Consider the following 25,977-nt stretch of genomic DNA (forward strand, 5'->3'; position numbering starts at 1 on the left):
CTAAACGCCCATCGCCATCCCCGCCAACGCCGCGCCGGCCGTCACCGGCAACCCCTCCGCAATCCGCTCCGCGAGCGGTGCGATCTGGCGGCGGCGCTCGCGTGTCGGCGCGGTGCCGAACGCATCGCGGTAGCTCTTGCTGAAGTGGCAGGCCGACTGGAATCCGCACGCCATCGTGATATGCATGATCGACATGTCGGTCTGCAGCAGCAGTTCGCGCGCGCGGCGCAGCCGCAGCGTCAGGTAGTAGTGCGTCGGCGTCATGCCGAGGTGTTCGCGGAACAGCCGCTGCAACTGCCGCTGCGACATGTTGGCGAGGCGCGCGAGTTCCTCGCGCGACAGCGGCTCCTCGATGTTGTTCTCCATCAGCGCGATCACTTCGAACAGCGACTTGTTCGCCGAACCGAGCCGCGCGACGAGCGGCATGCGCTGCTGCGCATGCGTATCGCGCACGTGTTCGACGATGAACTGCTCGGCGATCTGCGTGACGCGCGCGGTGCCCACGCGCGCGGCGATCAGGTTCAGCATCATGTCGAGCGGCGCGACGCCGCCCGTGCAGGTCACGCGGTCGCGGTCGATCACGAACAGCTCTTTCAGGAAGCGCGTGTCCGGAAACTCTTCTTTCAGCGCGGACATGTTTTCCCAGTGGATCGCGCACGCATAGCCCGCCAGCAGCCCCGAGCGCGCGAGCGCGTAAGTGCCGGTGCACAGGCTGCCGAGCACCACGCCCATGCGCGCGAAGCGGCGCAGTTCGCTCAGATGCGCAGGCGTGGTCGAGCGCTGCACGTCGACGCCGCCGCACACGAACACGATGTCCGGCTGCGCGATCTGCTGTGCCGGCGTCGTGTCGACCGCCAGTCCGTTGCTCGCGCTCACGAGTCCGCCGTCGGGGGTGATCACCGACCACCGGTACAACTCCTGACCGCTCAGATAATTCGCCATCCGCAGCACTTCGACCGCGTTCGAGAACGCAATCATCGTGAAGTTCGGCAAGGGCATGAACGCGAAGTGGGTCAGTGACGCGGTGCGATCAGGCGACATGATGGTGGGGGTTCCGTCTGCTCTAATAAAAGTTCGGCCGTCGGGGGAACGGCTTGTACATTCTGGGCATGAGCGCAACAAGCGTGCCATACGGCTAAACCCTGGCCCGCCGCGCGGTACGCCTGACCGGGCGCACCGCGCACGGGCATCGCCGGCACCGTTCGGGCGCGCCACAGGCACCGTTCAGGCGCTTCGCGCGCACGCTGGACGTGCGGACGCTGCGGCGCAGCAGCGCGGCCGACTTGTCCAAAACGGACCTCGATGGCGGAAAAGGCAAAGAACGCGTCTGAATTCGTAAATTGACGGGCAGGGCGGCGGAGAAGAATAGAGCCGTCAGCAGGGGAGGCGGCCGGCGCGGCAAGGGTTGCAGCCGGGTTGCGGTCCGTTCGCCCTCTGCGCATTCCCACCCTTATGGACGCCTCATGCCGAACCCTACGCCCTTCTTTTCGCAGTCCCTCGCCGAGCGCGATGCGCCGGTACGCAGCGCGCTTCTCAAGGAACTCGAGCGGCAGCAGTCGCAGGTCGAGCTGATCGCGTCCGAAAACATCGTGTCGCGCGCGGTGCTCGAAGCGCAGGGCTCGGTGCTCACGAACAAGTACGCGGAAGGCTATCCCGGCAAGCGCTATTACGGCGGCTGCGAGTACGCGGACCAGATCGAGTCGCTCGCCATCGAGCGCGTGAAGCAGCTGTTCGGGGCGGACTTCGCGAACGTGCAGCCGCACTCGGGCGCACAGGCGAACGGCGCGGTGATGCTCGCGCTCGCGAAGCCCGGCGACACGGTGCTCGGCATGTCGCTCGACGCGGGCGGCCACCTGACGCATGGCGCGAAGCCGGCGCTGTCGGGCAAGTGGTTCAACGCGGTGCAGTACGGCGTCGATCGCGAGACGCTGCGCATCGATTACGCGCAGGTCGAGGCGCTCGCGCATCAGCACAGGCCGTCACTGATCATTGCCGGCTTTTCCGCATATCCGCGCGCGCTCGATTTCGCACGCTTTCGCGCGATCGCCGACAGCGTCGGCGCGAAGCTGATGGTCGACATGGCGCACATCGCCGGCGTGATCGCCGCAGGCCGCCACGCGAATCCGCTCGACCACGCGCACGTCGTCACGTCGACCACGCACAAGACGCTGCGCGGCCCGCGCGGCGGTTTCGTGCTCACGCGCGACGAGGACCTGGCGAAGAAAATCAATTCGGCGGTGTTTCCGGGGCTGCAGGGCGGCCCGCTGATGCACGTGATCGCCGGCAAGGCCGTTGCGTTCGGCGAGGCGCTGCAGGACGACTTTCGCGTCTACATCGACCGCGTGCTCGCGAATGCCCAGGCGCTCGGCGAGGTGCTGAAGGCGGGCGGCGTGGACCTCGTCACCGGCGGGACCGACAACCATCTGCTGCTCGTCGATCTGCGTCCGAAGGGCCTGAAGGGCACGCAGGTCGAGCAGGCGCTGGAGCGCGCCGGCATCACCTGCAACAAGAACGGCATTCCGTTCGACACCGAGAAGCCCACCGTGACCTCGGGCATCCGCCTCGGCACGCCGGCGGGCACGACGCGCGGCTTCGGCGTCGACGAGTTTCGCGCGATCGGTCGGCTGATCCTCGACGTGTTCGACGCGCTGCGCGCGTCGCCGGAGGGCGACGCCGCCGTCGAGCAGCGCGTGCGGCGCGAGATCTTCGCGCTGTGCGAGCGCTTTCCGGTCTATTGACGCGCGCCATCCACGCCTTGCACCGACTTCACCGGCCGGTCCATCCGCGCCCCCCCTACGCCAGCCAGACGGAGCACACAGCATGAGCACGTTGCACGAGAACAGCATCATCATCGACGGCCTGAACATCTCGAAGTTCGACCGCACGGTGTTCGAAGACATGCGCAAGGGCGGGATCACCGCGACGAACTGCACGGTGTCCGTGTGGGAAAGCTTCGAGAAGACCGTCGACAACATCGCGCTGATGAAGAAGCAGATTCGCGAAAACGGCGAGCTGCTCACGCTGGTGCGCACGGCCGACGACATCCTGCGCGCGAAGAAGGAAAACCGCACCGGCGTGATCCTCGGCTTCCAGAACGCGCATGCGTTCGAGGACAACCTCGGCTATGTCGAGGCCTTCGCGGACATGGGCGTGCGCGTCGTGCAGCTTTGCTACAACACGCAGAACCTCGTCGGCACCGGCTGCTACGAGCGTGACGGCGGCCTGTCGGGCTTCGGCCACGAGGTGATCGCGGAGATGAACCGCGTCGGCATCATGGTCGATCTGTCGCACGTCGGCGCGAACACGTCGTCCGAAGCGATCAGGGCGTCGAAGAAGCCGGTCTGCTACTCGCACTGCCTGCCGTCGGGCCTGAAGGAGCATCCGCGCAACAAGAGCGACGCGCAGTTGCGCGAGATCGCCGATGCCGGCGGCTTCGTCGGCGTGACGATGTTCGCGCCGTTCCTGAAGCGCGGCATCGACGCGACAGTCGAGGACTACGTCGAGGCCATCGACTACGTGGTGAACGTGATCGGCGAGGACGCGGTCGGCATCGGGTCGGACTTCACGCAGGGCTACACGGTCGACTTCTTCGACTGGATCACGCACGACAAGGGCCGCTATCGCCGCCTGACCAACTTCGGCAAGGTGATCAACCCGGAAGGCATCCGCACGATCGGCGAGTTCCCGAACCTGACCGCGGCGATGGAGCGTGCCGGCTGGAAGGCGTCGCGCATCCGCAAGATCATGGGCGAGAACTGGGTGCGCGTGTTCCGCGACGTCTGGGGCGCCTGATCCTGCCGCGCCCCGCCACACGATAGCCCACCGATATCCACGGAGTCACCCGCCATGCAACCGCAACTGCCGATCGACGTCGATGCCGACACCGGCGTCTGGACCACCGACGCGCTGCCGATGCTCTACGTGCCGCGCCATTTCTTCACGAACAACCACGTCGCCGTCGAGGAAGCGCTCGGCCGCGAAGCGTACGCGGAGATTCTCTACAAGGCCGGCTACAAGTCCGCGTACTACTGGTGCGACAAGGAAGCGAAGCAGCATGGCCTCGCCGGCATGGCGGTCTTCGAGCATTACCTGAAGCGGCTGTCGCAGCGCGGCTGGGGGCTGTTCCGGATCGCCGCGGCCGACGCGCCCGCCGCGCGCGCGCGCATCGAACTGCATCACTCGTCGTTCGTGCTCGCCCAGCCGGGCAAGGAGGGCAAGCTCTGCTACATGTTCGCGGGCTGGTTCGCCGGTGCGATGGACTGGGTCAACGACACGACCGAGGCTGGCCGCGGCGCGCCGCGCGCGCAGTCGAAAGAGGTGCAGTGCGCGGCAGAACGCCACGCGCACTGCGTGTTCGAAGTGTCGCCGATCGCCCACTGAAGCGCGCCTGCCGTTCGAGCATCCGCTTTTGCGTCAACCGAAACCCGCCGCCCGAGGTCTGCTGCGATGCGTTATCCGAATCTGTTCAAACCCCTGACGCTGAACCAGCTGACGCTGCGCAACCGCATCGTCAGCACGGCCCACGCCGAGGTCTATGCCGAACCGGGCGGCCTGCCCGGCGACCGCTACATCCGCTATTACGAAGAGAAGGCGAAGGGCGGTGTCGGCCTCGCCGTGTGCGGCGGATCGAGCCCGGTGTCGGTCGACAGCCCGCAGGGCTGGTGGAAGTCGGTCAACCTGTCGACCGACCGCGTGATCGATCCGCTCGGCCGGCTGGCCGAGGCGATGCACCGGCACGGCGCGAAGATCATGATCCAGGCGACGCACATGGGCCGCCGCTCGGCGTTCCACGGCGAGCACTGGCCGCATCTGATGACGCCGTCGGGCGTGCGCGAACCGGTGCACCGCGGCAACGCGAAGATCATCGAGGTCGAGGAGATTCGCCGCATCATCGGCGATTTCGCGGCGTCCGCGAAGCGCGTGCAGCAGGCGGGGATGGACGGCATCGAGATTTCGGCCGCGCACCAGCATCTGATCGATCAGTTCTGGAGCCCGCGCACGAACTTCCGCACCGACGAATGGGGCGGCAGCCTCGAAAACCGCCTGCGCTTCGGCGTCGAGGTGCTGCGCGCGGTGCGCGAGGCCGTGGGGCGCGACTTCTGCGTCGGCCTGCGCATGTGCGGTGACGAATTCCACGAGGACGGGCTCGATCACGAGCAACTGAAGGAGATCGCGCAGGCGATGGCCGAAAGCGGGCTGATCGACTACGTCGGCGTGATCGGCTCCGGCGCGGATACGCACAACACGCTCGCGAACTGCATGCCGCCGATGGCGCTGCCCCCCGAGCCGTTCGTGCATCTGGCCGCCGGCATCAAGTCGGTGGTCAAGCTGCCGGTCATGCATGCGCAGAGCATCCGCGATGCCGGTCAGGCCGAGCGGCTGCTCGCCAACGGGATGGTCGACCTCGTCGGCATGACGCGCGCGCAGATCGCCGACCCGCATATGGTCATCAAGATCCGCGACGGCCGCGAGGACGAGATCAAGCAGTGCGTCGGCGCGAATTACTGCATCGACCGCCAGTACAACGGCCTCGACGTGCTGTGCGTGCAGAACGCGGCGACCTCGCGCGAGGCGACGATGCCGCACGTGATCGCGAAGACGCGCGGTCCGCGCCGCAAGGTGGTCGTGGTCGGCGCGGGGCCCGCGGGGCTCGAAGCGGCGCGCGTCGCGCGCTCGCGCGGTCACGACGTCGTGCTGTTCGAGAAGAGCGACGCGGTCGGCGGGCAGATCATGCTGGCCGCGAAGGCGCCGCAGCGCGAGCAGATGGCCGGCATCGTGCGCTGGTTCGACATGGAGACGAAGCGGCTCGGCGTCGAGCGGCGCCTCGGCGTCGCGGCCGACGAAAAGATGATTCTCGCGGAAAAGCCCGATATCGTCGTGCTCGCCACCGGCGGGTCGAGCTTCACGGGCCAGGTGAGCGCGTGGGGCGTCGACGCGGGGCTCGCGGTCAGCGCGTGGGACGTGCTCGCCGGTCGCGTCGAGCCGAAGCAGAACGTGCTCGTCTATGACGGCGTGAGCACGCATGCGGGCGCGGGCGTCGCGGATTTCATCGCGAGCCGCGGCTCGATGGTCGAGATCGTCACGCCGGACGTGAAGGTCGCCGACGACGTCGGCGGCACGACGTTCCCGATTTTCTACCGGCGGCTGTACGCGCAGGGCGTGATCCATACGCCGAACTACTGGCTCGACCGCGTGTACGAAGAGGACGGCAAGAAGATCGCGGTGCTGCGCAACGAGTACACCGAGGAGCTCGAAGAGCGGGTGGTCGACCAGGTCGTGATCGAAAACGGCAGTACGCCGAACGACGCGCTCTACTGGGCGCTGAAGCCGGAATCCGTGAACCGCGGCCAGGTCGACGTGCACACGCTGTTCGCGGCCGAGCCGCAGCCGTGTCTGTCCGAGCCGCTCGGCGACGGCCGCTTCCTGCTGTTTCGCGTCGGCGACTGCATTTCGATGCACAACATCCACGGCGCGATCTACGATGCGCTGCGCCTTTGCAAGGACTTCTAACGATGAGCCCGGCGTTTCTCATCACCGCATTGCTGTGGGCATCGGTCGCCGGCCTTGCGTTCGCGCTCGCGAAACGCGCGTCGTACTGGCGGCTCGGACGCGCGGCCGCAGCGGGCTCGCTCGGCTGGACGCGCCTGCTGACGATCCCGAAGCGCTACTTCGTCGATCTGCACCACGTGGTCGCGCGCGATCCGTACATGGCGAAGACGCACGTCGCGACCGCCGGCGGCGCGCTTGCCGCGTTCGCGCTGGTCTTCGTCAACTACGGTCTTGCGCTGTACTCGCCGTGGCTCGACCGGCTGATCTTCGTGGCCGCGCTCGCGATGCTCGTCGGCGTGGTGTTCGTGTGGCGCCGCCGCAGCGGCGCCGCGGAGGTGCCCGCGCGGCTCTCGCGCGGTCCGTGGGACACGCTGCCGTGGCTGCTCGGCGCGTTCGCGCTCGGGTTGCTGCTGTTCGTGCTGGTGCCGGTGTCGGCGATGTCCGGCGCGCTCGCGGTGTTGTTCGCGCTGCTGATCGCGGCCGGTGCGTTCGCGATGACGCTGGGCGCGGCGCGCGGCGGTCCGATGAAGCATGCGCTGGCGGGTCTGCTGCATCTGGCGTTTCATCCGCGCCAGGAGCGCTTTGCGGCGCGCGACGCGCTCGCGGCCGGCGCGACCCCGCCCACCGCGCTGAAAATGCCGGTGCTCGAACAGAACGAGTACGGTGTCGCCACGCCGGTTGAATTTCGCTGGAACCAGTTGCTGAGCTTCGATGCGTGCGTGCAGTGCGGCAAGTGCGAGGCTACCTGCCCCGCGTTCGCGTCCGGCCAGCCGCTCAATCCGAAGAAGCTGATCCAGGACCTCGTCACCGGGATGGTGGGCGGTTCGGATTCGGCGTATGCGGGCAGCCCGACACCGGGCATCGAGGTGGGCCGGCACGCGGGGGCGCCGCAGCGGCCGATCGTGTCAGCGCTGATCGAAGCGGACACGATCTGGTCGTGCACCACCTGCCGCGCATGCGTGCAGGAGTGTCCGATGCTGATCGAGCACGTGGATGCGATCGTCGACATGCGGCGCAACCAGACGCTCGTGCACGGCACGGTGCCGGGCAAGGGGCCGGAAGTGCTGGCGAACCTGCGCGAAACCGGCACCGCCGGCGGCTACGACAGGCGCGCGCGCTACGACTGGGCGGTCGATCTCGGGGCGCCGCTCGCGCAGCCCGGCAAGCCGGTCGACGTGCTGCTGGTGGCGGGCGAAGGCGCGTTCGACATGCGTTACCAGCGCACGCTGCGCGCGCTCGTGAAGGTGCTGAACACGGCCGGGGTCGACTATGCGCTGCTGGGCGCGGTCGAGACCGACAGCGGCGACGTCGCGCGCCGCCTCGGCGACGAAGCAACGTTCCAGCAGATGGCCGTGCAACTGCGCGATACGCTCGCGTCGCTGCAGTTCAGGCGCATCGTGACGGCCGACCCGCACGTGATGCACAGCCTGCGCAACGAGTACCGCGCGCTCGGCGCGCGCTACGAGGTGCTGCATCATACGGCGCTGCTCGCGTCGCTCGTCGCGAGCGGACAGCTGGCGCCGCGCGCGGCCGGCGCGCTCGACGAACGGCGCATCACCTATCACGATCCGTGCTATCTCGGCCGCTACAACGGCGAGACCGAAGCGCCGCGGCAACTGCTGAAGTCGATCGGCATCCGGGTCGTCGAGATGGAGCGCCACGGCATGCGCGGGCGCTGCTGCGGCGGCGGGGGCGGCGCGCCGCTCACCGACATCCCCGGCAAGCAGCGCATTCCGGATATCCGCATCGCCGATGCGCGGACGATCGGCGCGGATGTCGTCGCGGTCGGCTGTCCGAACTGCACCGCGATGCTCGAAGGGGTGGTCGGGCCACGTCCGCAGGTGCTCGACGTCGCCGAACTCGTTGCAGCCGCGCTGGAGTAATGCGATGAATACGACGATCAAACGTATCGATCCGCGCCGGCCGTACACGCTGAGCGCGGCCGGTCTCAAACGGATCACGCTCGGCGCGACGCACGAGAGCGCGTCGGCCGGCGACATGCTGCAGGCGGTGCGCAGCCCTGCGCACCGCGAAGCGGCGAAGCCGCTGCGCACCACGCAGCCCGCGCGGCGCACGCTGCTGGTGGTCGCGCACAGCGAGCGCGGCGCGCTCGACGATCACGCGCGGCAGACGCTCGCCGCGGCCGCGCTGATGGCCGACGCGCACACCGGGGTCGCGCTGCTCGTGCTCGGCGAACTGCTCGACGACGCCGCAGCGCTCGGCGCAGACCGGCTGCTCGTGCTGCCCGGATTCGACCGGCGCCGCTTCGCACCGGACGACGAACTGCAGGCGCTCGCCGCGTGCGTCGCGCAACTGGCGCCCGCGCATATCCTGCTGCCCGACAACGCGACCGGCGACGGCGACCTGGGCCGCCGCTACGCGGCGCTCGCAGGCGCGAGCGTCGCCGCGCACGTGGTCGAAATCTCGGCGACCCACGTGAGCACGTATGTGCACGCGAAAACGGCGCTCGCCAGCCGCGCGCTGCCGGACGTGATCCTGCTGGCCGCCGGGGCGGTCGACACGCGCCTGCCGTTCGTCGGCGCGGGCGAGCTGCTCGCATTCGCGTGGGCGCAGCCCGAGGCCGGCGCGCGCGCCGTGTTCCGCGACCTCGGCATCGAGGAGATCGACGCGGCGCAGGTCGCGCTCGAAGAGGCCGATTTCATCGTGTCCGCGGGCAACGGCGTGACCGACATCCCGGCGTTCGAGCAGCTTGCCGGCGCGTTCGGCGCGGCGATCGGCGCAAGCCGCGTCGCGGTCGACAACGGTCTGTTCACGCGCGACAAGCAGATCGGCGCGACCGGCAAGACGGTCGAGGCGAGCGTCTATATCGCGTTCGGGATATCGGGGGCGGTCCAGCATCTGCAGGGCATCAAGGATTGCCGTCATGTGATCGCGGTCAATCTCGACGGCAGCGCGCCGATCGTCAAGCGCGCGAATCTGACGATCATTGCCGATACGCACGAAACGATCGCCGCGCTGGCCGAAGCAGTCGCCCGCGCGCGCAGCGCGCGCGAAGCGCCCGTGTGCGAGGCGCGCCCCGCGGTCGAAGGAGTGGCAGCATGAACCTCAGCATGAACCGCCGTTTGGCTCGCATTGCCGTGCTGGTGTCCGTGGGGCGTCATCCGGTCAGCGGCGCGGCGCGCTACAGCCGCAATGACGCGGCCGCCCTCGAAATCGGCCGCACGCTCGCCGCCCGCCATGGCGCGCGGCTCGACGCGATTCACGCGGGCGACCCGGCCGATCCGGCGCTCGGCGACTATCTGGCGCTCGGCGCGGAGCGCGTCGAGGTGCTGACGTGCGCGCCGGGCAGCGATGCCGTCGCCGTGCTCGCCGCGCGCCTGGACGGGTACGACCTCGTGCTGACCGGCACCTGCGCCGAGGGCGCATTCGACAGCGGGATGCTGCCGTACCAGCTCGCGCATGCGCTGAATCTGCCGCTCGTGGGCGCGGCGGTGGACGTGACGGTCGAAGCCGGTCGCGTCGCGGTGCGGCAATTCCTGCCGAAGGGCGTGCGGCGCCGGGTCGACGCCGCATGGCCCGCGCTGGTCGCGGTGCATCCGCTCGCGGGCGTTACGCCGCGCTACGCGTTCGCGCGGCGGCGTGCCGGCCGCGTCGAGCCGGTGCCCGCGGCTTCGTCGCCGGATGCCGGGGCCGCCGCGTGGCAGATCGCCGCTGCGCCGCGCAAACCGGTCCGTCTGGCCGCCGCGGAAAAGCGCTCCGGCCACGCCCGCATGCTTGGCGCGACGACCACCGAAAGCCGCGGCGGACGCGTCGTAAATGAAGGGACTTCGGTCGAAAAAGCACAAGTGATACTCGGCTATTTGCGCGAGCATCAACTCATCGATTACTGATATTGCGCCGCACGACGGCCACGGGAATTCCGGAGCACACGATGAAAGTACCGGCAGACATTCAGGCGCTGATCGCCCGGCGCAAGCAGGGATACAGCCTCGAAGCGCCGTTTTACCTGAGCGACGAGATTTTCGCGCTCGACATGGCGCTGATTTTCCGCAAGCACTGGATCCAGGTGGCCATCGAGCCGGACATTCCCGAGCCGGGCGACTACACGACCGTGCAGCTCGGCGCCGATTCGATCCTGATCGTGCGCGACGACGACATGCAGGTGCGCGCGTTCCACAACGTCTGCCGCCATCGCGGCGCGCGCCTGTGCAACGAGGAGAAGGGCACGGTCGGCAACATCGTCTGCCCGTATCACAGCTGGACCTACAACCTGAGCGGCCAGCTGATGTTCGCCGAGCACATGGGCGAGCAGTTCGACCGCTGCAAGCACAGCCTGAAGCCGGTGCACGTGCAGAACCTCGCGGGACTGATCTTCATCTGCCTCGCGGACGAGCCGCCGGCCGACTTCGAGACGATGCGCGCGGCGATGGAGCCGTACATGCTCCCGCACGACCTGGCGAGCTGCAAGATTGCCGCGACGGTGGACATCATCGAGAAGGGCAACTGGAAGCTGACGATGGAGAACAACCGCGAGTGCTATCACTGCGTGGCGAACCATCCGGAGCTGACGGTCTCGCTGTACGAGTACGGCTTCGGCTATCAGCCGTCGCCGGCCAACGCGGACGGCATGGCCGCGTTCGAGCGCACCTGTGTCGAGCGCGCGGCGCAGTGGGACGCGCTGAACCTGCCGTCGCTGGAGATCGAGCGTCTGCTCGACGTGACCGGCTTTCGCACGCAGCGTCTGCCGCTCGATCGCAGCGGCGAATCGCAGACGCTCGACGCGAAGGTCGCGTCGAAGAAGCTGCTCGGCGAATTCCGCCAGGCCGATCTCGGCGGGCTGTCGTTCTGGACGCAGCCGAACTCGTGGCATCACTTCATGAGCGATCACATCGTTACGTTCTCGGTGATTCCGCTGTCGGCCGGCGAAACGCTCGTGCGCACGAAATGGCTGGTGCACAAGGAGGCGCGGGAGGGCATCGACTACGACGTGAAGAACCTCACCGCCGTCTGGAACGCGACCAACGACCAGGACCGCGCGCTCGTCGAATACTCGCAGTCCGGCGCGTCGAGCAGCGCATACGAGCCGGGTCCGTACTCGCCGTTCACGGAAGGGCTCGTCGAAAAATTCTGCGACTGGTATATCCAGCGGCTCGCTGCGCAGACCGGCGCATGAGCCGTCCGTGCGGCTCATCGCGATTCAACCCAGGACAGTCTCTCGGCAGGCGGAGTGAACAATGATGCGGGATGCGGCAACTTTCGAACCCGTCGACAGCCGGCTCACGCGGCCGCAGTTCTGGAGCGCGACGCCCGCGCGCTGGACGAGCGAGCTCGAAGAGACGCTCGAGTGCTGCCAGGTGCGCGACGAAACGCACGACGTGAAGAGCTTTTTCTTCCGCTCGCCGGCCGGGCACGCGTTTTCGTTCGAGCCGGGGCAGTTCATCACGCTCGAACTCGAGATCGACGGCGAAACGGTGAACCGCTGCTACACGATCTCGTCGGCGCCGACCCGTCCGCACACGATCTCGATCACGGTCAAGCGGGTGCCGGGCGGCAAGGTCTCCAACTGGCTGCACGACAATCTGCATGCGGGCGTGGCGGTGCGCGTGCTGGGCCCGGCGGGCGAATTCACCTGCGCGCGGCATCCGGCGCGCAAGTACCTGTTCCTGTCGGCGGGCTCGGGCATCACGCCGCTGATGTCGATGAGCCGCGCGCATCATGAGCTGGGCGAGGATCGCGACATCGTGTTCGTGCACAGCGCGCGCACGCCCGACGACATCATCTTCGCGCGCGAACTCGACCTGATCGCCGCGAACCAGCGCCATTTCCGAACCTCGTTCGTCTGCGAGCGGGTCGGCGCGCGCACTCACTGGTCCGGCATCACGGGCTTCCTGACGCTGCCGCTGCTGCGGCTGATCGCACCGGACTTCGCCGAGCGCGAGATTTTCACGTGCGGTCCCGCGCCCTACATGAAGGCCGTGCGCGATCTGCTCGACGAAGCCGGGTTCGAGCGCAGCCACTATCACGAGGAAAGCTTCTCGTTCGAGACGCTTGCGGACGGGCCCGCATCCGCGCCCGCCGGGGCGGATGCCCAACCGGCCGTGCCCGCGGGCGACACGTTCGCCGTGAGCTTTGCGCGCAGCCATCGCGACATTGTGTGCGGCGCGGACCAGCACGTGCTGGACGCCGCGCGCCAGGCGGGCGTGCGGCTGCCGGCGTCGTGCACGCAGGGCATGTGCGGCACCTGCAAGGTGAAGCTCGTGTCGGGCGAAGTGCAGATGAAGCACAACGGCGGCATCCGCCAGCGCGAGATCGATCAGGGCATGGTGCTGCTGTGCTGCAGCAAGCCGCTCACGGATCTCGTGATCGACAAATAGCCGGCCGCACGGGCGCGGCATGCAGGTCGCATTTGGACAACCGGACGTCGTAAAGGCCACTCACGGGCGATTTCTGGTTGGCGATGCTGAAGACTCACCGCACTCGCGGGTACAAGGAGATCGACCATGAAAGGCATGAGGAAACGGCTGCTCTGCAGTGCGCTGGCGTCCGCGGTGTTCGGGCTCGCGGGCATCGCCGCGACGGCTTCGGCCGATACCAGACCGACGATCAAGATCGGCTACGTCGAAGGCTGGGATGACAGTGTCGCGACGTCGAACGTCGCGGCGCAGGTGATCGAAAAGCGCCTGGGTTATCCGGTGCAGCTCGTGCCGGTGGCGGCGGGCATCATGTGGCAGGGTGTCGCGCGCGGCGACCTCGACGCGACGCTGTCCGCGTGGCTGCCCGTCACGCAGGGCGCGTACTGGGCGCAGTTCAAGACGAAGGTGGTCGATCTCGGCACCAACTTCCCGGATGCGCGGATCGGTCTGGTCGTGCCGGATTACGTGCCCGAAACGAGCATCGCGCAGCTCGAAGCGCACAAGGCGGACTTCGACGGCCGCATCGTCGGCATCGACGCCGGCGCGGGCATCATGAAGCGCACCGACGACGCGATCAAGGCCTACGGCCTGAATTACAACCTGATGCCGAGCTCGGGCAGCGCGATGACCGCGGAACTCTCGCGCGAGATCAACGCGAAGAAGCCGGTGATCGTCACGGGCTGGACGCCGCACTGGATGTTCGCGAAGTGGAAGCTGAAGTTCCTCGACGACCCGAAGAAGGTGTACGGCAACGCGGAACACGTCGACAGCGTGATCAACCCGGACCTCGAAAAGAAGGCACCTGACGTCGTCGCGTTCCTGAAGAAATTCCAGTGGAAGCCGGGGCAGATCGACGGCGTGATGCTTGCCACCGAGAACGGCGCGAAGCCCGATGCGGCAGCCGACCAGTGGATTGCCGCACACGGTTCGGAGGTCGACGGCTGGTTGTCCGGCACGCATTGACGCGCGCCGTGAGGGGCGGTCGTGCGCCCGCACGGCCGGGGCGGCGCGATGCGGCTCCGTTCGGGGGCCGCGTGCCGCCGGCACCCGCCGGACGCGAAAGCCGGCGCGGCGCCGGCTTTCGCGTTACAGCACGACTGTCCGCTCCCCGTTGATAAATACGCGCCGCTCGACGAACGCCTTCACGGCGCGCGCGAGCGTGATGCATTCGACGTCCCGGCCGACCGCGAGCAGACGCTCGGGGCCATAGGCGTGATCCACGCGCTCGACCACCTGCTCGATAATCGGCCCTTCATCCAGATCCTCGGTGACGAAGTGCGCGGTGGCGCCGATCAGCTTCACGCCGCGCGCGTGCGCCTGGTGGTACGGGCGCGCGCCCTTGAAGCCGGGCAGGAACGAATGGTGGATGTTGATCGCGCGGCCGGAGAGCTTGCGGCTCAGGTCGTCGGAGAGAATCTGCATGTAGCGCGCGAGGATCACCAGTTCGGCGCCGCTCGTCTCGACCAGGTCGAGCAGTTGCGCTTCCTGCTCGGCGCGCCGCTCGGGGTCGAGCGGCAGATGCCGGAACGGCAGGCCATGCTGCGCCGCGAGCGGCGCGAGATCCCGGTGATTCGAGCCGATGCCGACGATGTCCATCTTCAGTTCACCCATCTTCCAGCGAAACAGCAGATCGGCGAGACAGTGTTCGAGTTTCGACACGAGGATCAGCACCTTCGGGCGCAGCGCGACGTCGTGAATCGCCCAGTCCATGCCGAAGTCCGCGGCGATCGGCGCGAATTCGCGGCGCAGCGCGTGCGGATCCAGCGCGATGCCGGGCCGCGCCGGATGGAACACGCAGCGCACGAAAAAGCGGGCGCTGATGTCGTCGTCGAAGACGGTCAGCTCGTCGATATAGCCGTGATGGCGATCGAGAAAGCCGACGACAGCGGCGACCTGGCCCGCCGCGCTCGGGCAGGACAGGGTCAGGACGAACGAAGGGGAACGATCGGTGGCAGACATGCGGGTCCTCGGCGGCGAAGGGGAGTGCGTGTGCGCGGCCGCTGTGCAGCGCGGCGCGCCCGGACTCCAGTAAAACAGCGCACGCCGCGCGCGGATAGAACCGAAGCGCCGTGATGCTGGTATCGGCGCGTCAGCGCAGCGCGGCTTCGGCGGAGTGCGGCGCGCGCTGCCCGCACTCGTCGAACAGCCAGCGGCGCAGCAGCGCGACCGCCGGGGCCTGCGGCCGGGTCGGCGGGCAGACGAGGAAATAGCCGCGCGCGGTCACGACCGGCGTGTCGAGCAGCCGCACGAGCTGCCCGCTTGCGAGCAGATCGTCGACGAGCGGCGTCCAGCCGAGCGCGATGCCCTGGTTCATCAGCGCCGCGTGAATCACCAGCGCATAGCTGTTGAACGTGATCCCATGCGGCTCGGCGGGCGGGGTGAGCCCCTGCGCGGCGAACCAGTCGCGCCAGCCGAGCCAGCGCTGCGGCTCGGTCGGCTGCACGTGCAGCAACGGCAGCGCGAGCAGGTCCGCGGCCCGGCCGAGCCCCGGATGCGCGGCGCGGAACGCCGGCGTGCAGACCGGCGTGACCTGCTCCGGGAAGAGCCGCGCGCAGGTGCACGGCGCCCAGTCGCCGTCGCCGAACGCGATGGCGAGATCCGCGCTGTCGCGCCGCGGGTCGAAGCCCGCCTGCGACGTGATGATCTTCACGTCCACGTCCGGCATCAGCTGCTTCAGGCGCGTGAGGCGCGGCATCAGCCAGTAGGTCGCGAAGCCGAAGTCGGTGAGGATCGTGAGCGACCCGGTGGCGCGGCGCGCGCGGATGTCGGCCGTGGCGGCGCGGATTGTTTCGAGCCCCTCGCGCACCGCTTCATAGAGCCGCGCGCCCTCGGGCGTGAGCGACACGCCGCGGTGGCCGCGCGCGAACAGCGGCGTGCCGAGGTCCTCCTCCAGTTGCGCGACGCGCTGGCTCACCGCCGGCTGCGTCGAGCCGAGTTCGAGCGCGGCCGCGCTGAAGCTCGCGAGCCGCGCAGCCGATTCGAATGCCGACAGCGTCTGCAGCGGCGGCAAGCGGTCCGGTCTCGGCATAACTCCCCCTTATGGGTCTATAAGCATTGAATGCCTTCACAGCGCATGAACGAGCGGCAATAGTGAAGGTTCGCGCCGCCGACGGGTCCGGCGGCGCCGATTTCTCAAGATTCCGGACGAACCGCTCATGAGCCTTCACGCCAGGCAGAACATTCTCATCCTGATGGCCGACCAGATGACGCCGTTCGCGTTGCCGGCCTACGGTCACGCGATCGCGCGCACCCCGCGCATCGATGCGCTCGCGCGCGGCGGCGTCGTATTCGACGCCGCGTACTGCGCGAGCCCGCTGTGCGCGCCGGCGCGCTTTTCGATGCTGGCGGGCAAGCTGCCGTCGAAGATCGGTGCCTACGATAACGCGGCCGAATTCCCGGCGCAAACCCTGACTTTCGCGCATTACCTGCGCGCGGCCGGCTACCGGACGATCCTGTCCGGCAAGATGCACTTCTGCGGACCCGACCAGCTGCACGGGTTCGAAGAGCGGCTCACGACCGACATCTATCCGGCGGACTTCGGCTGGGTGCCCGACTGGTCCCAGCCGGACGTGCGTCCGAGCTGGTACCACAACATGAGTTCGGTGATCGAGGCCGGCCCGTGCGTGCGCACGAACCAGCTCGACTTCGACGACGAGGTCGCGTTCACCGCGCGCCAGAAGCTCTTCGACATCGCCCGCGAGCGCTCGGCCGGGCGCGACGCGCGGCCGTTCTGCCTCGTCGCGTCGCTCACGCATCCGCACGATCCGTATGCGATTCCGCGCGCGTTCTGGGACCTGTACCGCGACGACGAGATCGACATGCCGCGCGTCACGCTGAGCGCCGCGCAGAGCGACCCGCATTCGCAGCGCCTGCGCGCGGTCTGCGAAACCGACCGCACGCCGCCGACGGCGCAGCAGATCCGCGCCGCGCGGCATGCGTATTACGGCGCGCTGTCATACGTGGACCGGCAGTTCGGCGCGATTCTCGACGCGCTCGAAGCGACCGGCCTCGCGGACGACACGATCGTGGTCGTCACGTCGGACCACGGCGACATGCTCGGCGAACGCGGCCTCTGGTACAAGATGACCTGCTTCGAGGGCGGCATCCGCGTGCCGCTGATCGTGCATGCGCCGGGGCAGTTCGAGCCGCGTCGGGTGAGCGCGGCGGTGTCGCACCTCGACCTGCTGCCGACGCTCGTCGAGCTCGCGACCGGCGAGCGCCGCGCGGACTGGCCCGATCCGGTCGACGGCCGCAGCCTCGTGCCGCATCTGCGCGGCGAGGGCGGCCATGACGAAGCGCTCGGCGAGTACCTCGCGGAAGGCGCGCTCGCGCCGATCGTGATGATCCGGCGCGGCGAGTTCAAGTACGTCCATTCGCCGGCCGATCCGGACCAGCTCTATAACCTCGCCGACGATCCGCAGGAATTGCACAACCTCGCCGGCGAGCCCGAATCGGCGGCGCTGCTCGACACGTGGCGCGCGGAGACCGCGCTGCGCTGGGACCTGCCGGCGCTGCACGAGGCGGTGCTCGCGAGCCAGCGGCGGCGGCGCTTTCACTTCGAGGCGACGACCCGGGGACGCGTGCAGTCGTGGGACTGGCAGCCGTTTAGCGACGCGAGCCAGCGCTTCATGCGCAATCACCTCGAACTCGATGCGCTCGAGGCGATGGCGCGCTTTCCGCGCGTCGTGCCCTAGCGATATGCCGGCCGTGCCGATGCCTTCTTCCGCATAACGAACCGCACCTACTGATGGAGCCGAAGATGAAAAGATCCTGGACGTCCCTGCTTGCCAGCTTGCTGGCCGTCTGCTGCGCGGCAGCGGCCAGCCCCGCCGCGCGCGCGGATCCGCCCGCCTGCGCGCAGGTGCGCATGGCGGACCCGGGCTGGACCGACATCGACGCGACCAACGCGATGGCCGGCCTCGTGCTGAAGGGTCTCGGCTACCAGCAGCAGGTGTCGAACCTGTCGGTGCCGATCACGTATCAGGGGCTGAAGAAAGGGCAGATCGACGTGTTTCTCGGCAACTGGATGCCGGCGCAGGGGCCGCTCGTGAAGCCGTTCGTCGACGAGCATTCGATCGACGTGCTGCACGCGAACCTGACCAACGCGAAATTCACGCTGGCCGTACCCGATTACGTCGCGGCGGCGGGCGTGCACAGCTTCGCGGATCTCGCGAAGCACGCGGACCAGTTCGGCGACCGGATCTACGGGATCGAGCCGGGCGCGCCGGCCAACCAGAACATCAGCCGGATGATCGCCGACAAGGCGTTCGGGCTCGGCAACTGGCAGCTTGTCGCGTCGAGCGAGACCGGCATGCTGACGCAGGTCGAGCGCGCGGTGCGCGCGCATCAGTGGATCGTGTTTCTTGCGTGGGAGCCGCATCTGATGAACACGAAGTTCCACCTGACCTACCTGGCCGGCGGCGACGCGTATTTCGGCCCGAACTACGGCGGCGCAACGGTCAACACGGTGACGCGCGCGGGCTTCGCCGCGCAGTGCCCGAACCTCGCGAAGCTGTTCCGGCAGATCACGTTCAATGTCGACCTGGAGAATCACATCATCGCGAAGGTGCTGCAGGACAAGCTCGACGTGAACGTTGCCGCGCAGCAGGCGCTGCAGGCGCATCCGGCGATGCTCAGGCACTGGCTCGAAGGCGTGGATACGCTCAGCGGCGCGGATGGGCTGAAAGCGGTTCAGACCTCGCTCGCGTCGCATTAGGCGCGCGTTGCGAAGCCGCCGCCGGGGCGGGGGCGCGCCGGCGGTCCGGCTCCGGTCAACTCAGGAAAACGACACACCATGACGGCACGTCTCCCCGCGCCGTCATGGCGTCGGACGATTCGATGCCTGAAGACGATGCTGACGGCGTTCGGGACGCCGCGCGAAGTGTCTTTTCGAACAGGACACCTTAGCAAACGAGACAGGTAAAAAGACGTCCGGCCACATGCCGATTGCGAAGGCCTGCGAGCACAACGACACCGGCTCAAGCCGGCCATTTCACTAGCGCTCCTTTTGCCTCCATCGCCCCGTTTGCCCCGATACCCCCGCCCCGACCCATCCGCGGCCGGTCCGGGACGCCAGCGGCCACCGGTTGCCCGCACCGGCGGCTGTGCTGTCCGCGCTCAAGCTGCCTGCAGGGCCAGCGCTTGCCACTCCGGAATCAGGCTGTACAGCGTTTCGACCGAGATCATCGCCGCCGCATTGGACGGGGCGGGGCGTTCCGCGGGTTTGAACACCGCGTCGCCGCGGCGAATCTTGCGGCGCGACACCGCGCACGTACCCGACGTATGCGCGGAGCGCCGCCGCCACCGCTGCTCGCCGTAGTGGCAGCGGCCCGGTTCGACCCAGCGGATCACCAGCGTGGTGTCGGAGCGTTCGAGAATTTCGATGCGCACGCCATTGGCACCGGCAATAGGAAAAGGCTCCGTAGTCTTCATCTTCGGCTCCGTAGATGTAGAGAGCCGAATTTATTACTGCGCACGCTTAATAGCCATTGTGCGCCGGTTGAAACACTGTTGTTGAATTAGCAACAATACCGCTTGACTTTACGGATCGGAAGAAACGGCGCGGGTTTCGGGGCAATCGAGGGCGATTTTCGGGCTGGTGCCAATTTTGCAACGCAGTGTTGCCCGCAGCGCGACATGGCCCAAAGCTTGCTATTTGCTGACAGGGTAGACTGTCCGAGCCCTGAATGGCGGGGCGCGTGCCACCGTGTGTACGGCACGCCGTGTGCGCAGCCGGACCGGCAGTGTACGCGGTTTGCGGTTTTCGGGTCGGCAAACGCGCACGCCCGGCGCACCCTGTCCACTTTCTTGCGAGCCTTCATGCTGAAACGTCCGTCCGAACGTCCGACCGAGTCCGCCCGGCCCGCTGCCGGGCGCCAGCGCGCGCAGCAGGCCGCCACCTTCGCGCTGTATGCGGGGCTGGTGCTGCTCGCGCTGTGGGTCATCCGCGATTTCATTCCGGCCGTCGGATGGGCGGCCGTGATCGCGATCGCGCTATGGCCGGTTTTGCGCAAGATCGAACAGGCGCGCCTGTTGCGCGGACGCACGACGCTGGTCGCCGCGCTGATGACCGTGGCGATCGCGGTCCTGATCGTGCTGCCGGTGGCCCTCGGCATCGGTCAGGCGACCCATGAGGTGCATGACGTAGTCGACTGGGTTCACGCGGTTCAGCAGAACGGCATCGCGATGCCGGACTTCGTGCACCGGCTGCCGTTCGGCGCGCAGCAGATTGCCGACTGGTGGCAGGCCAACCTCGCGCAGCCGCTGCGCCAGTCGCCCGCGATCAAGGGGCTGCACGGCGGCGCGGTGATGTCGTTCGGCCGCCAGTTCGGGCTGCGCGCCGCGCACGGGCTGATGGTGTTCGGCTTCATGCTGGTCACGCTGTTCGTGATTTTCCAGGCGGGGCCGCGGCTGTCGGGCGAGCTGCTGACGGGCGCGCAGCGCGCGTTCGGCAAGGGCGGCGCGCAGCTGATCGAGCGGATGGCGGCGGCGGTGCGAGGCACCGTCGCGGGGCTCGTCGTGGTGGGCATCGGCGAGGGTGCGCTGCTCGGGATCGCGTATGCGGTGGCCGGCGTGCCGCACGCGACGCTGCTCGCGTTCGTCACCGCGATCGCCGCGATGCTGCCGTTCTGCGCGCCGCTCGTGTTTTGCGGCGCGGGGCTGTGGCTGCTCGTCGAACACACGGCGGCCGCGGCGATCGGGCTCGTCGGGTTCGGCTTCGTGGTCGTGTTCGTGGCGGAGCACTTCGTGCGGCCGGTGATGATCGGCAGTTCGACGCGGTTGCCGTTTCTGCTCGTGCTGTTCGGCATTCTCGGCGGTGCGGAGACCTTCGGGCTGCTCGGGCTGTTCATCGGTCCGGCGCTGATGACCGTGCTGATGGTGCTGTGGAGCGACTGGGTGCGGCGCTAGCGGGGGCGACGGCGCACCGATGCGACGCGAGAAGGGCGGGATTCGACGCGGAGCCGCCGGTCGGCGTGTCCGGTGTGTCCGGTGTGTCCGGTGTGTCCGGCGTATCCGGTGTGTCCGGTGTGTCCGGCGTATCCGGTGTATCAGGCGTATCCGGTGTGTCCAGTGTATCCGGCGTATCTCGCGTATCCGGTGCTTCGCGAACGGGCGGCTGCGTCGCATCGCCCACGGTTTTTCACATCCGGCGGCCATTGCACCGCCCGTGCCCGACGCCGGGCCCGCGGCGTGTCGACCAGCGTTGCCGCGCTGGCGGGCATCAGCCGTCTGTCGACACGGTCGTGGCCTCCCAGGCATCGATTTCCGCGCCGATGGCCGACAATTTGTTGCGCACGAGCCCGAGCGCGTCGCTGCCGAGCAGAAGATGCGCGGGCGGATGATCCGCTGCAATGACGGCCAGCATCGCGCGAGCCGCTTTCGCCGGATCGCCCAGTTGCTTGCCGCTTTTTTCCTCGCGGGCCTGGCGGACCGGATTGAAGATCGCGTCGTAGTCCGCAATCGAGCGGGGCGTGCGCGTCATCGAGCGACCCGCCCAGTCGGTGCGAAATGAGCCCGGCGCCACCGCGGTCACGGCAATGCCGAACGGCTCGACCTCCTTGCCCAGCGCCTCGGAGATGCCTTCCAGCGCGAACTTGCTCCCGCAGTAATAGGCGATCCCCGGCATCGTGATGTGGCCGCCCATCGAGGTGATGTTCAGGATGTGGCCGCGGCGGCGCGCGCGCATGAAGGGCAGGACGGCCTTCATCATGGCTACCGCACCGAATACGTTCACATCGAACTGCCGGCGCATCTCGGAGAGCGGCGACTCCTCCATGATCCCTTCGTGGCCGTAGCCGGCATTGTTGACAAGCACGTCGACGGGCCCGATGCCGGATTCGATTTCGGCCACGACGCCGTCGATCGCGTCGAAGTCAGTCACGTCGAGCACGCGTCCCCAGGCGGCCGTCGCGGACAGGGATTCGAATTCGCGCTTGGCCTCGGCACTTCTCACCGTACCGACCACCTTGTGTCCCACCGCCAACGCTTCCTGTGCGAGCGCGCGGCCGAAGCCGCTGCTGACGCCGGTGATGAGCAGCGTTTTGCTGGATGTCATTGAAGATCCTCCCGGATGTGTGTCGAAAGTGCATGCTAATCTGACCGGCAAGCTTTATTAAGCCGCATTCCGCTCAATTTGTTGCACAAAACTGTGAATGCGAAACGCGCTTCGACGGCGCAGCCGGCGCTGTGCGCCCGAAGCCCGAAGCCCGAAGCCCGAAGCCCGAAGCCCGAAGCCCGAAGCCCGAAGCCCGAAGCCCGAAGCCCGAAGCGCATGGTAGCGCTGTTACGCGCATGGGCGCCCGACGCGCGCTCCAACCTGACGGCGCTGCCGGGCGTCCGCATCCTGCGCGCGAACCGGCTGCTGGCGCGCACGCCCGTGCTGGACGACCCCGGTATCGTGATCGTTTGCCAGGGCCGCAAGCGCGGGTATTCCGGCGCCCGTCTCGCCGTCTACGACGCGCGTCACCATCTGGCATCGGCGCGCGGGCGTCGGGCGTGGATCGGCGCGCGTGCGTCCGCGACGTCGTGCCGCGCGAAGCTTCTTCGTTCGCCGGTCGATCGGTGAAGCCTTCATGCGGCGCGTCGCGCGGGGCCATACGTGGTATCGTCAGCCCGGCGGGCGCGGTGTGCTGCCGGCGCGTCGCAAGGCGTTGCGCGCACCGCGCAGGCGGCGCCCGTCCCCCAGGCTGCGGGCGGCTTCCGCCAGAATCGGCCGGCATCGGGACACAAAAGCAGAATCAAGCCGATTTACATTGGCGCAGCGGTATCCGCTCACGAATACCGCGCGCCGGGATCACAGGGTTCATCCTTTACCGGAGGCGAACGTGCCAGGATTACTTCCCGATGTCGACCGCGACGGGCTCCTCGAATATTCGGTGGTGTACACCGACCGGTCGATCAATCACATGTCGCAGCGCTTTCAGGGCGTCATGCGCGATATCTCCGCTGCGCTGAAGAAAGTCTACCGCGCGAAGGCGGCCGTCATCGTCCCGGGCAGCGGGACCTTCGGCATGGAAGCCGTTGCCCGGCAGTTCGCGACGCAGAAGAAGTGCCTGGTCATCCGCAACGGCTGGTTCAGCTTCCGCTGGTCGCAGATTTTCGACATGGGCAGCATTCCATCCGCGTCGATCGTGCTGAAGGCGCGCCCGCTCGAACCCGGACGCGAGGCCGCCTATGCGCCGGCCCCGATCGACGAAGTCGTCGCCGCGATCCGGGAGCACCGGCCGGATCTGGTCTTTGCGCCGCACGTCGAAACCGCATCCGGGATGATGCTGCCCGAGGCCTATCTGCGCGCGGTGTCCGACGCCGTGCATGCGGTCGGCGGCATGTTCGTCCTGGACTGCATCGCGTCGGGCACGATCTGGGTCGACATGGAAGCGAGCGGCGTCGATGTCCTCATCAGCGCGCCGCAAAAGGGCTGGAGCGCGTCGCCGGGCTGCGCGCTGGTCATGCTCGGGCCGCTCGCGCGCGAGCGCATCGATGCGACGACCAGCACCAGCTTTGCTTGCGATCTGCGCAAATGGCTGCAGATCATGGAAGCCTACGAGAAGGGCGGATTCGCGTATCACGCCACGATGCCCACCGATAGTCTTGCGACGCTGCGCGACGTCATCAAGGAAACGGAAGAATACGGCTTCGACAAGGTGCGGGCGGAACAGCTCGAACTCGGCGCGCGCATTCGCGCGCTGCTGGCCGGGAAGGGCTTCAGGAGCGTGGCGGCCGAAGGGTTTCAGGCGCCGGGTGTCGTCGTCTGCTACACGGACGATGACGACATCCGGTCCGGCAAGAAATTCGCCGAGGCGGGCATGCAGATCGCAGCCGGCGTTCCGCTGCAATGCGACGAGCCGGCGGACTTCAAGACATTCCGCATCGGGTTGTTCGGGCTCGACAAGCTGCATGACGTCGACGCGGCCGTCGAGCGGTTCGCCCGCGCGTTGGACCGGGTTCGGTAGCGCGCTCCGCGAGCGCAAGGGTGCGGGGCGGCGCGCGAGGGGGCGATGGGGCGATGGGGCGAGGGGCGAAGCGTTTGCGCGTCACCGATGTGCGATGCTCGCGCAACGCTCGGGCGTGGCCGGACGAGCGTGCAAGTGGCGGTAGTCCCCGGGCGTCACGCCCGTCCATCCCTTGAAGGCACGCAGGAATGAGTTGGTGTCCTGAAAGCCGATCAGAAACGCAATCTCGCCGGGCGAAATGGCCGAGCAGGCAAGGTAGTAGCTCGCCAGTTCCCGCCGCGTGCCGTTCAGCACGTCCTGATAACTGACCGCTTCGCCGGCGAGATGGCGCTGCAGCGATCGCTTGCTCATTGCCAGGCGGCGCGAAATGTCGTCGATGCTGCTCTGGCCGCTCGGCAGCATATCGAGCAGCGCGCTGCGGACGCGTTCGCGCGCGCTGGCCTGTGCGTCGAGTTTCGAGAGTCGCGCCCGAAGCTCCGGCTCGAAGAACTGCCACATGGCTACGTTCTCGGTCAGGAACGGCCGCGCGGCGTCCTCCGCCGAGAAGCGGATGCGATTGCGGCTGCCTTGCCGCACGCGGCAGCCGAGAAACGCTTCGCACGGCCCGGTCTGATCCGGCAGGATCGCCAGTTCCGTCTCGATCGGGTGAATCGCGTGCCGCGTGGCGAGGCGCGCAAGTTGCGTGAAGAAAATCACTTCCATCGCGCACAGGCTGCGCGGTAGCGGACGGTCATAGCCGTAGCATTCGATGCACACCTCCGTGCTGTTTCTGCCGACGGCAACATCCAGCGCCAGGGGTCCGCAAAGGCGCTTGTACTGAGCGAGGCGGGCGAGCGCGACATTCAGATTCGGACTGCACAGGCACGCAAAGAGCGCCGGATCGAAGGACTCGACCGGGATGCCGCTACCGAGCCGTACCGGCAACTGGGCTTCCCCGACCATCGTCTCGAGACTGTGGAAGATACGGAAGTATTCGGCGGGCGTGAGCGTGGCGTCCTTGCGGCTGAACAGGTCCGCGGGCAGTCCGGCCAGCGCAAGCAGGTCGCCGGGCTCGATTTCCAGATCGACGGCGACGAGTTTCCAGCCCGGATGCACGGAAAAGCGCGTGGCCTGCTTCATCAAGCCGCCTTTTCCATTGCCTGACGCGACATCTTCAGCACGGCTTTGCGCGGCAGCAGCGGAACAATCCAGTCGAGCATGAGGTGCAGCTTGCCTTCGTTGAAGGCCACCAGTTTGCCGCGCTCCATGGCCTCGTAGCCGCAGCGTGCCACCGACTCCGCCGACCGCGCGTTCTTCCAGACGCTCACGCCTTGCAGATTGCCGGCGGCGACGAACCCCGTCGCCACCGCGCCGGGGCAGAGCGCCGTGGCGGTCACGCCGTACTCGCGGACTTCTTCGGCAATGGCCTGGGTGAACGAGGTGACATAGGCCTTGGTGGCGTAGTACACGGCCTGGAGGGGGCCCGGTATGAACGATGCGGTCGAGGAGACATTCAGGATACGCCCGCGCCGACGGGCCACCATGCCCTTCAGGTAGTGATGGGTCAGGTTGGTCAGCGTCACCATGTTGACCTGCATCATCGCCTGCTCGGCCTTGAGATCGCGTTCGACAAATGTGCCGTGGCCGCCGAAGCCGGCGTTGTTGATCAGGATGTCGATGGTTTGCCCTCGTGACTCGGTCGCGGCGAAGATTCGATCGGCCGAACCGGGGTCGGCGAGGTCTTCTGCGATGACATACGCTTTCACGCCATGCTCCGTCTGGAGCGCCTGCCTGACTGATTCGAGCTTGTCGCGCGAGCGCGCAACCAGAACGACATCGCCGCCCCTGCTGGCATGGAGACGCGCCAGATCCAGACCAATGCCGTTTGACGCGCCAGTGATCAATGCCGTAGCGGGTTTCATTACTTCTCCGTGGTTCGATTGGATAGCCCGATAGTAGGCGTTTGAACCGTGGGCGGCACTAGCATAACGCGCCATGCCTGATTCCGATCGCGCCCATTTGCTTGCGCAGCCCACGCCGTGTCGTCATTTGCATCGAATATTGACCCACGTAGACCCTCGGCCGGCCCGGAGCGGGCATCCGCCACGACGGGCGCGGCGTTG

At 67.7% G+C, this 25,977-nt stretch carries 21 protein-coding genes and 1 pseudogene; 15 read left to right on the forward strand and 7 right to left on the reverse strand.

The window, feature by feature from the left end; genetic code table 11:
* A complete protein-coding gene (locus AC3AP7_RS22470; protein WP_487364745.1) occupies nt 1-1,131 on the reverse strand; it encodes a GlxA family transcriptional regulator in 1,131 nt (376 codons plus the stop codon).
* Nucleotides 1,132-1,463: 332 nt separating this feature from the next.
* On the opposite strand from AC3AP7_RS22470, the gene AC3AP7_RS22475 reads away from it, so the two are divergent.
* The 10 genes from AC3AP7_RS22475 to AC3AP7_RS22520 all read left to right on the forward strand — a co-directional run bounded on the left by AC3AP7_RS22475 (nt 1,464) and on the right by AC3AP7_RS22520 (nt 13,886).
* A complete protein-coding gene (locus tag AC3AP7_RS22475; protein WP_487364746.1) occupies nt 1,464-2,738 on the forward strand; it encodes a serine hydroxymethyltransferase in 1,275 nt (424 codons plus the stop codon).
* A gap of 82 nt (nt 2,739-2,820) precedes the next feature.
* Nucleotides 2,821-3,792 carry a dipeptidase gene (locus AC3AP7_RS22480; RefSeq protein WP_487364747.1) on the forward strand — a complete coding sequence of 324 codons (972 nt, stop codon included), beginning with the start codon at nt 2,821-2,823 and terminating at the stop codon, nt 3,790-3,792.
* 54 nt (nt 3,793-3,846) lie between these two features.
* On the forward strand, nt 3,847-4,380 hold the full coding sequence (locus AC3AP7_RS22485; RefSeq protein WP_487364748.1) for a DUF5943 domain-containing protein: 534 nt from the start codon (nt 3,847-3,849) through the stop codon (nt 4,378-4,380).
* Between the two features lie 66 nt (nt 4,381-4,446).
* A complete protein-coding gene (locus tag AC3AP7_RS22490) occupies nt 4,447-6,510 on the forward strand; it encodes an oxidoreductase (RefSeq protein ID WP_487364749.1) in 2,064 nt (687 codons plus the stop codon).
* Nucleotides 6,511-6,512: 2 nt separating this feature from the next.
* Nucleotides 6,513-8,432: a (Fe-S)-binding protein gene (locus AC3AP7_RS22495; protein ID WP_487364750.1), complete on the forward strand. Its 1,920-nt coding sequence runs from the start codon at nt 6,513-6,515 to the stop codon at nt 8,430-8,432.
* 4 nt (nt 8,433-8,436) lie between these two features.
* Nucleotides 8,437-9,612 carry an FAD-binding protein gene (locus AC3AP7_RS22500; RefSeq protein WP_487364751.1) on the forward strand — a complete coding sequence of 392 codons (1,176 nt, stop codon included), beginning with the start codon at nt 8,437-8,439 and terminating at the stop codon, nt 9,610-9,612.
* Between the two features lie 8 nt (nt 9,613-9,620).
* A complete protein-coding gene (locus AC3AP7_RS22505) occupies nt 9,621-10,400 on the forward strand; it encodes an electron transfer flavoprotein subunit beta/FixA family protein (RefSeq protein ID WP_487364979.1) in 780 nt (259 codons plus the stop codon).
* Nucleotides 10,401-10,441: 41 nt separating this feature from the next.
* Nucleotides 10,442-11,683 (forward strand): aromatic ring-hydroxylating oxygenase subunit alpha, encoded by a 1,242-nt coding sequence (locus tag AC3AP7_RS22510; RefSeq protein ID WP_487364752.1) that lies wholly within the window; start codon nt 10,442-10,444, stop codon nt 11,681-11,683.
* A gap of 61 nt (nt 11,684-11,744) precedes the next feature.
* Complete coding sequence (locus AC3AP7_RS22515) at nt 11,745-12,884, forward strand: FAD-binding oxidoreductase (protein ID WP_487364753.1); 1,140 nt, start codon at nt 11,745-11,747, stop codon at nt 12,882-12,884.
* Between the two features lie 126 nt (nt 12,885-13,010).
* Nucleotides 13,011-13,886, forward strand: coding sequence for a glycine betaine ABC transporter substrate-binding protein (locus tag AC3AP7_RS22520; RefSeq protein WP_487364754.1), 876 nt, complete (start codon nt 13,011-13,013; stop codon nt 13,884-13,886).
* 123 nt (nt 13,887-14,009) lie between these two features.
* Here the strand turns inward: AC3AP7_RS22520 and purU are convergent, their stop codons facing one another.
* The gene (purU, locus tag AC3AP7_RS22525) at nt 14,010-14,882 is read right to left on the reverse strand and encodes a formyltetrahydrofolate deformylase (RefSeq protein WP_487364755.1); all 873 of its coding nucleotides are present in this window, start codon (nt 14,880-14,882) and stop codon (nt 14,010-14,012) included.
* Nucleotides 14,883-15,012: 130 nt separating this feature from the next.
* Nucleotides 15,013-15,951 carry a choline sulfate utilization transcriptional regulator gene (locus tag AC3AP7_RS22530; protein WP_487364756.1) on the reverse strand — a complete coding sequence of 313 codons (939 nt, stop codon included), beginning with the start codon at nt 15,949-15,951 and terminating at the stop codon, nt 15,013-15,015.
* Between the two features lie 127 nt (nt 15,952-16,078).
* Here AC3AP7_RS22530 and betC point away from each other — a divergent pair, with 127 nt between their 5' ends.
* Nucleotides 16,079-17,617, forward strand: a complete 1,539-nt coding sequence (betC, locus tag AC3AP7_RS22535) for a choline-sulfatase (protein WP_487364757.1) — start codon at nt 16,079-16,081, stop codon at nt 17,615-17,617.
* A 65-nt stretch (nt 17,618-17,682) separates the two neighbouring features.
* Nucleotides 17,683-18,639 carry a choline ABC transporter substrate-binding protein gene (gene choX / locus AC3AP7_RS22540; protein WP_487364758.1) on the forward strand — a complete coding sequence of 319 codons (957 nt, stop codon included), beginning with the start codon at nt 17,683-17,685 and terminating at the stop codon, nt 18,637-18,639.
* Between the two features lie 401 nt (nt 18,640-19,040).
* On the opposite strand, the gene AC3AP7_RS22545 is transcribed toward choX, so the two are convergent.
* Complete coding sequence (locus tag AC3AP7_RS22545; protein ID WP_487364759.1) at nt 19,041-19,355, reverse strand: DUF3331 domain-containing protein; 315 nt, start codon at nt 19,353-19,355, stop codon at nt 19,041-19,043.
* A 387-nt stretch (nt 19,356-19,742) separates the two neighbouring features.
* Here AC3AP7_RS22545 and AC3AP7_RS22550 point away from each other — a divergent pair, with 387 nt between their 5' ends.
* On the forward strand, nt 19,743-20,831 hold the full coding sequence (locus tag AC3AP7_RS22550; protein WP_487364760.1) for an AI-2E family transporter: 1,089 nt from the start codon (nt 19,743-19,745) through the stop codon (nt 20,829-20,831).
* 313 nt (nt 20,832-21,144) lie between these two features.
* Here AC3AP7_RS22550 and AC3AP7_RS22555 read toward each other — a convergent pair whose 3' ends face one another.
* Nucleotides 21,145-21,978, reverse strand: coding sequence for an oxidoreductase (locus AC3AP7_RS22555; protein ID WP_487364761.1), 834 nt, complete (start codon nt 21,976-21,978; stop codon nt 21,145-21,147).
* 216 nt (nt 21,979-22,194) lie between these two features.
* Here AC3AP7_RS22555 and AC3AP7_RS22560 point away from each other — a divergent pair.
* Nucleotides 22,195-22,398: pseudogene (locus AC3AP7_RS22560) on the forward strand (AraC family transcriptional regulator N-terminal domain-containing protein); the annotation flags it as partial.
* 349 nt (nt 22,399-22,747) lie between these two features.
* Entirely contained in the window at nt 22,748-23,875 is a 1,128-nt protein-coding gene (locus tag AC3AP7_RS22565) for an aminotransferase class V-fold PLP-dependent enzyme (RefSeq protein WP_487364762.1), read from the forward strand.
* Between the two features lie 81 nt (nt 23,876-23,956).
* On the opposite strand, the gene AC3AP7_RS22570 is transcribed toward AC3AP7_RS22565, so the two are convergent.
* Both AC3AP7_RS22570 and AC3AP7_RS22575 read right to left on the reverse strand, forming a co-directional pair.
* Nucleotides 23,957-24,994 carry an AraC family transcriptional regulator gene (locus AC3AP7_RS22570; protein ID WP_487364763.1) on the reverse strand — a complete coding sequence of 346 codons (1,038 nt, stop codon included), beginning with the start codon at nt 24,992-24,994 and terminating at the stop codon, nt 23,957-23,959.
* The gene (locus AC3AP7_RS22575) at nt 24,994-25,776 is read right to left on the reverse strand and encodes an SDR family NAD(P)-dependent oxidoreductase (protein WP_487364764.1); all 783 of its coding nucleotides are present in this window, start codon (nt 25,774-25,776) and stop codon (nt 24,994-24,996) included. The genes AC3AP7_RS22570 and AC3AP7_RS22575 overlap by 1 nt, the downstream gene beginning before the upstream one ends.
* Nucleotides 25,777-25,977 lie beyond the last annotated feature (201 nt).

This window comes from Paraburkholderia sp. PAMB 6770 (genome assembly GCF_057748135.1).